Genomic DNA, 12,320 nt, shown 5'->3' on the forward strand with positions numbered 1-12,320 from the left:
AATGTCGGTCGATGATGCGCTCAGGCTATCAGTCAAACCGATAGTGGGGATATGCATTCAGGGCTTCACTGATGATGTGATGCCGACCACCATTGAACTCAAGAGGCCCGTCCGGGCCGTCGCCCACTCCGGGCACTGAAAGGACCGAGGATGACCACGCTTCTCTCCCACCTGTCGTACGTCGCGTTGACCACCCCCGATGTCGAGGCATCGGTGGACTTCTACGTCAACAAAGTCGGTCTCACCGAGGTCGCCCGCCAGGACTGTGCCGTCTACCTGCGTTGCTGGGGCGACTACTACACCTACAGCCTGGTGATCCAGCGCGCTGACGAACCCTCCCTGGCCACCATGGCCTGGCGCACCACCAGCCGCGAGGCCTTGGACGAGGCCGTGCAGCGCATCGAGGCCGCCGGCGTCACCGGTGAGTGGTTCGACGGCCTGGACATCGGCCGCGCCTACCGCTTCGTGGGACCGTGGGGCCACTCGATGACCCTGCACTGGGACGCCCGGCATTTCCGCTACGAGGAGGGCGAGCTCGCCTCGGTCTTCCCGGACCGCCCCCAGCGGCGCAGCCGGGTGGCCGGTGCCCCCCGCCATCTCGACCACGTCACCGTCTGCGCCAGCGACGTGGACGCCTTCGCCGCCTGGTACAGCGAGGTACTGGGCTACCGGATCATGGCCCGCACGGTGCTGGAGGACATCCCCCTCTCGGTGTTCTCGGTGATCACCACCAACGAGAAGTCCCACGATCTGGGCATCGTGCTCGACGGCTCGGACCGCGCCGGACGCATCAACCACTTCGCGTTCTGGGTGGACACCCGCGAGGAGATGCTGATCGCCGCGGACTCGCTGCTGGAGGACGGGGTGCGCATCGAGTACGGCCCCACCATCCACGGCATCGGCGAGCAGTCGTTCCTGTACTACCGCGAGCCCTCCTCCATGCGGATCGAGCTCAACACCGGCGGCTACCGCAACTACGTGCCCGACTGGGACGCGAACACCTGGAAGACGTCCCAGGGCTCCTACGACATCTACCAGAACAGTCCCATGCACGCGTCCCTGAGCGAGTCCTTCCCGCCGGCGAACGGACCCAGCGCCTCGGAGGAGGGCATCACCGAGGAGGTCCGCGACCAGTTGGCCGCGAAGTCCGCAGGGGTCACCGAATGACCAGCACGACGCCGGCCCCCGGCACCGGATTGACCGCACCGTTCGCGGTGGCCCGCTTTCGGGACGGGGACGGCGACGGAGACGACGGCGGCACGGCGCGCCTCGGCCTCGTGGCCGGCGAGCGCATCCGTGCCCTCGACGAGGCGGACCTCGGCGCACCGGACCTCAACGCCTTCCTGGCCGCCCCCGACTGGGACCGGCTCGGCCGGCTCGTCGACGAAGGCACGGGTACGGGCGCTGGCTCGGGCACGGACAGTCCCTGGCGGCCCCTGGCCGAGGTCACGCTGACGGCACCGGTCCAACCGCGCCAGGTGGTCCAGGCCGGGGCGAACTACCGGACCCACGTCATCGACCTCGTGGTGGCCCACGCCCCGACGTCTGACACCCGGCCCGAAGTCGAGATCCGCGAGGACGCGGCCCGGATGATGGATGAGCGCGCCGCCACCGGGGAGCCGTACTTCTTCATCGGCCTGCCCGCGGCGGTCGTCGGCGACGACGTCCCGCTGGTGTTGCCGTCCTACAGCGAGCAGCACGACTGGGAGCTGGAGCTGGCCGTGGTGATCGGCCGGGAGGGGTTCCGGATCACCCCCGAGGAGGCGATGGACCACGTGGCCGGCTACACCATCTGCAATGACATCACAACGCGGGACCGCGTGTTCCGTGAGGACTCGAAGGGCATCGGCGCGGACTGGTACCGCTCCAAGAACGCCCCGGGGTTCCTGCCCACCGGCCCGTTCCTGGTCCCGGCAGGCTTCGTGGAGCCCCACAACCTGGCCATCACCCTGGATCTGAACGGCGAGCGCATGCAGGATGCCGTCACCTCGGACCTGCTGTTCGACGTGCCCGCGCTGATCTCCGCGGCCTCGTTGAACATGCCGCTGCTTCCCGGGGACCTGCTGCTGACCGGCAGCCCTGCCGGCAACGGCGCCCACTGGGGGCGGCTGCTGCGGGATGGCGATGTCATGGAGGGCTCAGTCCAGGGCCTGGGCACCCAGAGGGTCCGTTGTATCGCTGAGAGTGCAGGAGAAAGCAGATGAGCTCGTTGTCTGAGAACCCGGCGGACCTGGATCCGGCTGATCCGACCGGCGAGGTCGGCGTGCGGGCCGAGGCGTACCGCAACTGGGGTCGGTGGGGCGAGGATGATGCCCTGGGGACCCTGAACTTCATCGACGCCGCCAAGCGCCTGGAGGCCGCCCGCCTGGTCACGGAGGGGCTGACCGTCTCGCTCGGCCAGGAGTTCAATGAGGACGGCCCGCAGAAGGGGTGGAAGAAGCGCAACAACCCGGTCCACACCATGACCGGCACCGGCCTGGACGCCGAGCGCAACCCCGGGGTCCACCCGCACGGGATCGGCGGGGCGGACGACCTGATCGTGATGCCCCTGCAGTGCTCCACCCAGTGGGACGGCCTCGGCCACATCTTCGACCACGGGTACGCGTGGAACGGGCGCCGAGCCGGGGACGTCGTCACCACCCAGGGTGACCAGGTCACCGGGATCGAGCACGCCGCCGCCGTCATCGTCTCCCGGGGTGTGCTGCTCGATCTGGGCCGGCACCTGCGCTCGGAGACCGGTGAGTTGGAGGACGGCTATGCGATCACCACCGAGGACCTGCAGGCCTGCATCGCCGCCCAGGGCGTCTCGTCCGCCGTCGGCCGGGGAGACATCCTGCTGGTCCGCACCGGTCAGCTCGCCCGCGTCCGCCGCAAGGGCTGGGGCGACTATGCCGGCGGGCCGGCCCCCGGGCTGTCCCTCACCACCGCGGGGTGGCTGCACCGCAGCGAGATCGCCGCGATCGCCACGGACACGTGGGGTTTCGAGGTGCGTCCGAACGAGTTCCACGATTCCTTCCAGCCCATGCACCAGGTCGTCATCCCCAACATGGGACTGACGGTCGGCGAGATGTGGGATCTGGAGGGAATCGGGAAGGTCTGCGCCGAGCGCGGACGGTATGACTTTCTGCTCTCCGCACAGCCGCTGCCTATCACCGGTGCCGTTGGTTCACCCATCAATCCCATCGCCCTGGTCTGAGACGCACCCCCGGCATCACCAGGCACATTGAGGCAGAGAGAGGTACTGATCATGACCGCAGTGAAGAGGGTTGCCGTCGTCGGCACCGGAGTGAGCGGACTGGCCGCGGCCATCCAGCTGGCCAGGGCCGGCGTCGAGGTGGACGTCTTCGAGGCGAACGCCGAACTGAGCGCCCTGGGTTCGGGGATCTCGCTGCAGGGCAACGCCCTGCGCGCGTTCGCCGAGCTGGGCGTGTGGGAGGAGGCCAGCGCGGCAGGGTTCCCCTTCGACGGGATGGGGATGCGTGCCCCCGGCCCGCAGGCCCCGGTGATCGCCCGCCGGGAGGAGGGCGAGGATCCGGCGTCCGGGTTGCCCTCCGCCATGGGGATGCCGCGGGCGGACCTCACCCGCATCCTGCATGAACATGCCGTCCGGGCCGGTGCCACCGTCCGGTTCGGGCAGCGGGTGACCGGCGTGGACTCCACCGCGGACTATGCCGAGCCGATCCTGGCGTCGGGGCCGGCGGGCCGCTATGACCTGGTGATCGGCGCCGATGGCCTGCACTCGAGCGTGCGCACCGCCCTGGGCATCACCGTGGCTCCCGAACACACCGGCATGGGGATCTGGCGGGCCTTCGTCACCCGGCCGGCCGAGGTCCAGTTCACGGAGTTGTACTACGGCGGCCCCTGCTACATCGCCGGGTACACCCCCACCGGCCAGGACTCCATGTACGCGTTCCTGGTGTCCGATGCGGGGGACCATTTCGGCGCCACCGCCGAGGAGGGCGCCGCCGCCATGATCGAGCAGAGCCAGGCCTACGGCGGTCCCTGGAATCAGGTGCGGGCCGATCTGAGCGCCGGGAACGCACAGGTCAACTACACCTGGTTCACCCAGCATGTGGTCCCCGGCCGGTGGAACCGCGGCCGCGCCGTGATCATCGGGGACGCCGCGCACTCCTGCCCGCCCACCATCGCCCAGGGAGCGGCGCAGGGGTTGGAGGACGCCCTGGTGCTCACGGAGCTGCTCGTGGAACGCGAGGCCCTGGACGAGGACCTGTGGGATGAGTTCCACGCCCGCCGCGTGGAGCGGGCCACCGCCATCGTGGACGCCTCCGTGCAGCTGGCCGAATGGCAGCGGGACGGCCAGGACCACTCCGCGGACGTGCCGGGGCTGCTCGGCGGCGTGGCCCAGCGAGTGGCGGTGCGGGCATGATCGTCGACGTGCACGCTCACGTGCTGCTGCCCTCCCTGCATGAGGAGGTCGTCCGCCGGGCCCCGGAGGGCGTGGCCGCGGCCGCCGAGCTGGACCACCGCCGCAACGGGGCGGCCAGCCAGCAGGTGTCCGGCCCCATGGTGGCCGCCCGCATCCCCCGGCTCATCGACGTGGTCGAGCGGCTGCGGATCATGGACGAACAGGGGGTGGACCGCCAGTGGGTGAGCGCCTCCCCCAACCACTACTACCCCTGGGCTGAGGAGGACCTCGCCGTGTGGGCCTGCACGGAGGCGAACCGGCTGATCGCCGAGCACGTGGCCCAGGCGCCCGAGCGGCTCACCGGGCTCGGCCTGGTGCCGCTGCAGTGTCCCGAGCGTGCCCGGGAGCTGCTGGAGGACGCCGTACTCGGCCGCGGACTGCTCGGGGTGGAGATCTCCTCCGCCGCCGGGGATGTGGAGCTTTCGGACCCGCGCCTGGAACCGTTCTGGGCGCGGGCCGCCGAACTCGGCTGCCCGGTGTTCGTGCACCCCTTCGGCTGCACGCTCGATGAACGCCTGGACCGGTTCTACCTGGTCAACACGGTGGGCCAGCCGGTGGAGAACGCGGTCGCGCTGTCCCACCTGATCTTCGGTGGCGTGCTGGACCGCCATCCGGGCCTGCGGGTGGTGGCCGCCCACGGCGGCGGGTACCTGCCGACGGCGATCGGGCGCTCTGACCACGCGTGGCGGGTCCGTCCGGATGCCCAGGGCTGCGAGCACCCGCCCTCGCACTACCTGACGCGGATCTGGTTCGACACCGTGGTGCACGATCCCCGTGCCCTGCGGCAGCTGATCGAGGTGGCCGGGCACTCCCAGGTGTTGATGGGCAGCGACTATCCCTTTGACATGGGCAGCGAGGACCCGGTCGGGTTCCTCCGCACGGCCGGGCTGGCCCCGGACGTGGAACGCGCGGTGCTCGGCGGCAACGCCACCGAGCTGGAGACGCCGCAGACAGCCGCACTGCACAGCGCAGCACGGCAGGAGACGGCAGAAGGAGGGAAGCGATGAGGATCGCACGCTGGACGCACGGTGACACCCACGGCGAGGGCTTCGTGATCGAGGACGCGGTGGTGCCGTTCCCCGAGGGGGCCACGGTGCGCGGGGTCCTCGCGGCCGGGTTGGCGGCCGCGGCCGACCTCCACGGCCGGGCCGACCCAGCCGACGGCGTCCTGCTGACCGAGGTCACCCTGCTGGCGCCGCTGGTGCCCGCGGCGGTGCGCGACTTCGCCGTCTTCGAGGAGCACGTGGAGGGCATGAGCGCCGATGCGAATGGTGACCCCCAGGTGGGGGAGGCCTGGTACGAGTCCCCCACCTTCTACTTCACCAACCCGCATCAGATCTTCGGCACCGGCCAGACGATCACTCCCCCGGCCACCGAGCGGCTCGACTTCGAGCTCGAGGTCGCCGTGGTGGTCGGCGGGGTGGACGGGCGTCCCGGCACCGACCTCGGCGTGGACGAGGCCGCCGAGCATGTGTTCGGCTACCTGATCATGAACGACTGGTCCGCCCGGGACATCCAGGCCGCCGAGATGCGCGGCCACCTGGGCCCGGCCAAGGGCAAGGACTTCGCCACCTCGCTCGGACCGTGGATCGTCACCGCGGACGAGATGGCGCCCTTCCTGGACGACGAGGGGTTCCTCGCCGTCCGGGCCGAGGTGTACGTCAACGACGAGCTCATCGGGGCGGACCTGGTCTCCAACATGGCGTGGACCTTCCCCGAGCTGCTCGTCTACTCCTCCCGGGCCTCCCGCGTGGTTCCCGGGGACGTCCTGGGCTCCGGAACCGTGGGCAACGGCGGCTGCCTGGGCGAGCTCTGGGGCAAGGCCGGCGGCGAGCTGGTCCCGCCGCCGCTGCAGGAGGGGGACGTGGTCCGCATGGCCGTCGAGAGGCTCGGCGAGCTGACCGGGACCGTGGGGGCCTCCCGTGCGCCGCATCCGCTGCCGCCCGCCCGGTCCCGCCCGGCGCCACGCGCCCGGCGCCGGCAGGACTGAGCGGCCCGCCCTGTATCGTCCTGCCCAGCACCACCCTTCACCGTGGAGGGGTGGCTGACCGGCAAGGAGCATCCATGTCACAAGAGGGAATCAACCGCGGCGGCGGCGCCCTGTTCCGCGGGGACACCCAGGACGGGCTGCTGCACCGGGCGTTCTTGCGCGGTGCGGGATTCTCGGCCGAGGATGTCCGCCGCTCGCCGGTGATCGGCATCGCCAACACCGCCAGCGAGCTCAACCCCTGCAACGCCGGGCTGGGCGAGCTCGCGGCGGAGGTCAAGGCCGGGGTCCGGGCCGCCGGGGGCCTTCCCCTGGAGTTCCCCACGATCTCCCTCTCCGAACCGTTCTCCCGGCCCTCGTCCATGTACCTGCGCAACCTGATGTCCATGGACGTGGAGGAGATGGTCCGCGCCTCCCCCATCGACGGCGTGGTGCTGCTGGGCGGCTGCGACAAGACCATCCCGGCCCAGATCATGGGCGCGCTCAGCGCCGGGGTGCCCGCCATGGTGGTGGCCGCGGGCCCGCGCCCGGTGTCCTGCTTCGGGACGAACCGCGAGTTCACCGTGGATGACGTCTGGCCGCTGTGCGAACAGCGGCGGGTGGGAGAGCTCGACGACGGCGCCTGGGCGGCACTGGAGGGCAGCGTCAACGTGGGGGTCGGGACCTGCAACGTGATGGGCACGGCCACCACCATGGCGGCGGTGGCCGAGGTGCTGGGCTTCGCGCTGCCGGGCTCCACGCTGCCGGCGGCGGCCAGTGAGTCTCGCCGCGCGGCGGCGCGCTCCACCGGGGAGGCGATCGTGGCCGCCGCACGGCGCGGGGAGGTGGCCACCGAGCTGGTGACGCTGGAGTCCCTGGAGAACGCGTTCCGGGCCATCACGGCGATGGGCGGCTCCACCAATGCCCTCATCCACCTGGAGGCGATCGCCGGGCGCGCCGGGCTGCGGATCGGGCTGGAGCGGCTGGACGAGTGGTCCCGGACCACCCCGGTGCTGGCCGACGTCCGGCCCGGCGGCCGCTACCTGCTGGAACACCTGGACCAGGCCGGCGGCGTGCCGGAGGTGCTGCGGCGGCTCGGCGACCGGATCCACGGACAGGCTCCGGCGGCCGGGGGCCGCACGTGGTCAGAGGTCCTGGAATCCACACCCCCGGCGCAGGAGCATCCCTCGCTGCGCACCGTGGCGGAGCCGGTTGCCCCGCGCGGTGCCCTGCGGCTGATGCGTGGGTCCCTCGCCCCGGACGGCTGCGTCATGAAGCTGGCTGCGGACGCCCCGGCCCGACACCGGGCCCGCGTGGTGGTGTTCGACGGACTGGAGGACCTACACGCCCGGATCGACGACCCGGACCTGGAGGTGGAGCCCTCCACCATCCTGGTGCTGCGCGGGCTCGGCATGGTCGGGGCCCCGGGGATGCCGGAGGTCGGCCACCTGCCGATCCCCGCGAAGCTGCACCGCCAGGGGGTGCGGGACATGGTGCGGATCTCCGATGCCCGGATGAGTGGCACCTCCACCGGATCCGTGGTGCTGCACGTCAGCCCGGAGTCCGCGGTCGGCGGCCCGCTGGCCCGGCTGCGCACCGGGGACGAGGTGGTGATCGACGCCGGTTCGGGCGAACTCAACCACTGCGTGCCCGAGGAGGTGTTCGCGGCCCGCGTGCCGGCGCCGCCCCCGCCCCTGCCGCCGCGCGGGTTCGCCCGGCTGCAGGCCCGGCACGCGCTGCAACCGCACGAGGGGTGCGACCTGGACTTCCTGGTCGCTGCACAGGAGGAATCATGACCGCTGTGGGGTTCATCGGCGTGGGGGCCATGGGCGAGCCCATGGCTCGGCGTGTGCAGGAGACCGGGCACGACGTCCTGGTCTGGACGCGGCGGCCCGAACGGGCCCGGCAACTGCAGGACGCCGGCCTGGCCACCGGAACGCTGGAGGAGGTGGCCGCGCGTCCGGTGCTGGTCAGTTGCCTGCGGGACGCGGCGGCGGTCCGGGAGGTGTTTCTCGACGACGGCCCGGGAGCCCTGGCACTGCAGGCGGGGCTGGTGATCGAGCACGCGACGGTGGACCCCGCCACGTCCCGGGAGGTGGCCGCGACGTTGGGCGCTCGCGGCATCCACTACGTGGACGCGCCGGTGTCCGGCGGACCGGCAGGCGCCGCGGACGGCACCCTGGTGACGATGTGCGGCGGGACCGATGAGGCCATCGCCGCGGCACGGCTGATCCTGAAGGCCACCTGCGGCCGCATTGTGCCCGTAGGCGGGCCGGGCGCCGGGGTCGCGGTCAAGCTGGTCAACCAGCTGCTCGTCGCCGCCCACTCGGTGGCCGCGGCGGAGGCGGCCGCCCTGGTGCGGGTGTTGGGGATCGATCCCGACGTGGCGCTGGATGCCCTGATGGGTGGCTGGGCCGCGTCACGCCGGTTGGAACTGCAGTTCACCGATGCGGTGCGGGGGCAGAACGCCCCGGACGGGGCCTGCCTGGAGAAGTTCCTTGAGGTGCTGGATCTGGTGGACGGAGCCCTGGACGGCTCGGGGATCTTCAGCGCCTTGATGCCGGGGGTCCGGCGCACGTGGGAGGCCGCGGCCGCGGCGCACCCCGAGGGCTCCTTCGCGGCGCTGACGGAGGCCTATGGCAGGGAGCAGGGTGGAACAGCGCAGGGACGGAGGACCACCCCGCAGGCGAAGTCCGAGATCAGTGGGGGTTCATCCAGCCAGTGAAACGTCCGTGACGCGGATAGCGCATGCCTCAATGCTTCAGAAGGACGACGTGGCCGCCTCGTCTCAGTCAATATCAGTCGTCTCTGCCGAACGAGCGAATCGGCGCGGGCACCAAGTGTCAGTGAAGCAACTTCCACGTGACAATCAGCATTAGATTGCCAGTAAACTTTTGAGAAGCTGGCACTGCACATGCGGTCGAACGCCACGACGAAGTGGGGATTAGCCCGTGGGAACTCAACAAGTAGATCGGGTTGTCTAACATGGCCGAACTGGCTTCCAAACGAGGGCTGCTATGGCCGATTGCTCTGATTGTCGTTGTCATCATCGCCCTCGGACTCTTGGCGTGGACGGGGGCTTTCGCCAAGCTCTTGCCCTGGAGTTCGGCTAGTGAATCCAAGGACACCCAGGTCATCACCGCGATCGAGCGGCAAGAGGAAGTCGCTCTGCTCAGGCTGGGAATCCAGGGAGTCACCGAGGAGAGCGCGAATTTCAAGGTCAACGATTGGCAGCTGCCCGGAAGCGCGAAAGCGACCTTCATTCAATACACATTCAACGCCAAGTTGGGCATCGACGGTGAAGAGGTCACCATCGAACAGGATGGTTCAGACACGTATCGCGTGAACATACCCGAGTTCATCTTCATCGGTCACGACGATCTCGATTTCAAGTTGATCACTGAGAACAACGGCGCCCTGAGCTGGCTGACGCCGGAGATCGAGCAGACGGAAATGGTCAACGAAGTTCTCGATGAGGACGCACAGCAACAGTACCTCGACTCCAATGAGGACATCTTGAAGGATCAAGCCGAGGACTTCTACCGTTCCATCATCGTCAGCGTGGTCCCAGAGGCGGACGTCCAGTTCGACTTCCGTAGTTAAAGCCCGACACAACTCGTCCCTGATTGGCCCAAGAGCAGAACGGTGGTCGTCATGACCCGCGACATTGAGCAGCATCCAACTGAACCCACGGTCCCCAGCGTTACGGTCATTGATGCCGGAGGCAACGGAACTCCCATGGAGGAGCCACCTGCCAGCCTCGCCGACACGGCGAATCAGCAGGACCACGAGGCGGCTGAGTTCGCAACCCAATTCTTGAAGACCGTCCTGCGCCTGCGTGGGGTCCGTATTGAGCGCGAGGCCTTCCTGCGCTCGGAACTTCACAAACGAGGGCTGTCTGAGTCGACCATCGCTGGTGCCCTCAAGGAGAATCCGGCGGCAGCCGGTGTTCCAGTGGCGATGCTCGACGACATCGCGAGTTCAGCGATCGCCTTCGAGACCAGGAAGTCGAGCGCGTTTTCCTTCGCCGCGGGGTTGCCCGGTGGATTCGCAATGCTCGGGACGGTCCCGGCTGACATCACCCAGTTCTATGTCCACGCGTTCCGTGTGATGCAGAAGATCGCCTACACCTACGGGTGGCAGTCATTCTTGAAGGACACGGAGAGCATCGACGACGAGACGCTTGGAAAGCTGGCCTCGTTTCTCGGGGTCATGATGGGTGTGGGCGGAGCGTCGGCTTCAGTAACGACGTTCGCGGCGCAGGTGGCCCGTCCTGCGATCCAGAAGCAGATAGCCGGCCAGGCCTTGACGAAGACTTCTTGGTACCTCCCCATGAAGCAGACGCTGAAGCTCGTCGGGGTGCAAATCACCAAGCAGAGCTTCGCCAAGGCGACTGCGAAGGTTGTGCCCGTTGTCGGTGGCGTCATTTCTGGGGGACTCACCTTCGTCACCTTGGGGTCGCAATCCAAGCGACTACAGAACCACCTCCGTGAAATCCCTCCACCGAATGTCGACGCCGCTGAATACCTAGCCGCATTATTCGCCGAAGACGACGAATCATCAGCGCGCTCACTCAAAACAGCGACAGGCGGTGTCATCCGCAAGGCGACGGACCCGTTCCGCTCTATTGACCTTGACGGCGACGGAACTCCCGACGAAGCTCGGGCATTGACAACCGCCAAGGACGCGACGTCAGCGGCCAGGGGGGCACTGCGTGGTGCCGCCCAGCGACTGCGACGGTCGAAGACTACCGAACCGGGAGAAGCGGACCCTGTCTCAGCTGATGAAGAGTGACGTCACCCGTCGGTAGGCACTATTTCTACGTGGCCTGCCGCATCAACCGTGTAGACCATGATCCCCAACCGGCCGAGAACCCAGCCAGGAATTCGGCGAACTGCTGACGTTGACTCTGCCGGGACGACAACAGCGGCAGTGAACTTCTCATCAGGTAGCTCCGGGAACCGTCGCAGGATCTGGCCGAACATCGTGTCTGTGTCTAGCCCCTGGTTTGGACTCGTCCGGCCCTTGACCTCGGCTTTGAGGGTTCTTCCGTCCTTGGTCGCCACCACGTCCACGTACTTCACCTGCCTGCGGACATCCCAACCGTCCCAACCGTCGGCCTCGAGCTACGCCGCGAACGCGTCTTCGATACCGGCTTCACTCCCCCCGCCCGGAGTGGACAATCACACGCTTTCCTCCTCATCACCCACGGTCTCCACGACCTTCGCGTAACCACTACCCTTCATCCACAGAACGATGTCTAGCACCCGGAGAAGCGAGAGATGCACCTGTCCGGATACCTCACGGATGGAACGGAGCTTTTCGGCAAGACCGTTTTCTTCCATCGCCGAAAAGGCATGGAACCAACGCTCCCACTGGGGCCCGCTGTGCGGAAGCCCTGACTGCTTCCTGACGATGGAGTCGTAGACGGGGATCAGATATGGCCGCTTTCTGGCGAGGATCTTGCTCGTCGTGGTGGGTCCGACGTTCCACTTGTCGCTTCGCTGCCTCAGCAGTTCCCACAACTCGTGAGCCGGTGACTCTTTGCTGCCTAGATACTGCTCATACTCGGACTGAGTGATCTCCTCGAGCTTGGCCTCGACAGGAATCTGGGACAGCTTCGCTTCGATGGTTTTCTCAAGAGTCTCGGTAATGCCGAGCGCAGCCTGACCGGGAACATGCACTGCCAGCATCGACACCGCGATGAGATCTGCAGGCGTGATGCGGTTTGGCTCTACGACGTCTCCACCGCCGGCGAACGTCTCAAAGCGGGATCCGGTGTAGAGCGGACGCCCGTTGGATTGAAGTTCGAAGTACCGATTGATAAACCGAACTGCCTCGTCATCTTCGATCTGACTCATAGCCTTCAACGGCATGTGAACCTCATTTCGTCAGGGACAACATCGTCCACGTCCTCGTGGGTGACAC

General features: G+C 68.2%; 12 protein-coding genes. 10 read left to right on the forward strand and 2 right to left on the reverse strand.

Annotation, left to right across the window (positions count from 1 at the left end; translation table 11 throughout):
• The first annotated feature begins 150 nt into the window (after nt 1–150).
• From C8E99_RS10235 to C8E99_RS10280, 10 genes are all read left to right on the forward strand, one after another.
• Nucleotides 151–1,167, forward strand: coding sequence for a VOC family protein (locus tag C8E99_RS10235; protein WP_115932206.1), 1,017 nt, complete (start codon nt 151–153; stop codon nt 1,165–1,167).
• Entirely contained in the window at nt 1,164–2,204 is a 1,041-nt protein-coding gene (locus C8E99_RS10240; protein WP_115932207.1) for a fumarylacetoacetate hydrolase family protein, read from the forward strand. The genes C8E99_RS10235 and C8E99_RS10240 overlap by 4 nt, the downstream gene beginning before the upstream one ends.
• Nucleotides 2,201–3,196, forward strand: a complete 996-nt coding sequence (locus tag C8E99_RS10245) for a cyclase family protein (RefSeq protein WP_115932208.1) — start codon at nt 2,201–2,203, stop codon at nt 3,194–3,196. The genes C8E99_RS10240 and C8E99_RS10245 overlap by 4 nt, the downstream gene beginning before the upstream one ends.
• A 51-nt stretch (nt 3,197–3,247) precedes the next feature.
• Complete coding sequence (locus tag C8E99_RS10250; protein ID WP_115932209.1) at nt 3,248–4,387, forward strand: FAD-dependent monooxygenase; 1,140 nt, start codon at nt 3,248–3,250, stop codon at nt 4,385–4,387.
• Nucleotides 4,384–5,433: an amidohydrolase family protein gene (locus C8E99_RS10255; protein ID WP_115932210.1), complete on the forward strand. Its 1,050-nt coding sequence runs from the start codon at nt 4,384–4,386 to the stop codon at nt 5,431–5,433. Before C8E99_RS10250 ends, C8E99_RS10255 begins: the two co-directional genes overlap by 4 nt.
• Entirely contained in the window at nt 5,430–6,416 is a 987-nt protein-coding gene (locus C8E99_RS10260) for a fumarylacetoacetate hydrolase family protein (protein WP_115932211.1), read from the forward strand. The genes C8E99_RS10255 and C8E99_RS10260 overlap by 4 nt, the downstream gene beginning before the upstream one ends.
• Nucleotides 6,417–6,490: 74 nt before the next feature.
• Entirely contained in the window at nt 6,491–8,188 is a 1,698-nt protein-coding gene (locus C8E99_RS10265) for a dihydroxy-acid dehydratase (protein ID WP_115932212.1), read from the forward strand.
• Nucleotides 8,185–9,117 carry an NAD(P)-dependent oxidoreductase gene (locus C8E99_RS10270; protein WP_115932213.1) on the forward strand — a complete coding sequence of 311 codons (933 nt, stop codon included), beginning with the start codon at nt 8,185–8,187 and terminating at the stop codon, nt 9,115–9,117. Before C8E99_RS10265 ends, C8E99_RS10270 begins: the two co-directional genes overlap by 4 nt.
• Nucleotides 9,118–9,377: 260 nt before the next feature.
• Nucleotides 9,378–9,995 carry a hypothetical protein gene (locus C8E99_RS10275; protein WP_115932214.1) on the forward strand — a complete coding sequence of 206 codons (618 nt, stop codon included), beginning with the start codon at nt 9,378–9,380 and terminating at the stop codon, nt 9,993–9,995.
• A gap of 51 nt (nt 9,996–10,046) precedes the next feature.
• Complete coding sequence (locus C8E99_RS10280) at nt 10,047–11,186, forward strand: hypothetical protein (RefSeq protein WP_147301221.1); 1,140 nt, start codon at nt 10,047–10,049, stop codon at nt 11,184–11,186.
• A gap of 2 nt (nt 11,187–11,188) precedes the next feature.
• On the opposite strand, the gene C8E99_RS10285 is transcribed toward C8E99_RS10280, so the two are convergent.
• Together C8E99_RS10285 and C8E99_RS10290 are read right to left on the reverse strand one after the other, a co-directional pair.
• Nucleotides 11,189–11,476, reverse strand: coding sequence for a hypothetical protein (locus C8E99_RS10285; protein WP_147301222.1), 288 nt, complete (start codon nt 11,474–11,476; stop codon nt 11,189–11,191).
• 99 nt (nt 11,477–11,575) lie between these two features.
• Nucleotides 11,576–12,268: a DUF6308 family protein gene (locus C8E99_RS10290; protein WP_115932217.1), complete on the reverse strand. Its 693-nt coding sequence runs from the start codon at nt 12,266–12,268 to the stop codon at nt 11,576–11,578.
• Between the last annotated feature and the right edge of the window lie 52 nt (nt 12,269–12,320).

Origin of the sequence: Citricoccus muralis (genome assembly GCF_003386075.1) — a bacterium.
Classification (GTDB): Bacteria; Actinomycetota; Actinomycetes; order Actinomycetales; family Micrococcaceae; genus Citricoccus; species Citricoccus muralis.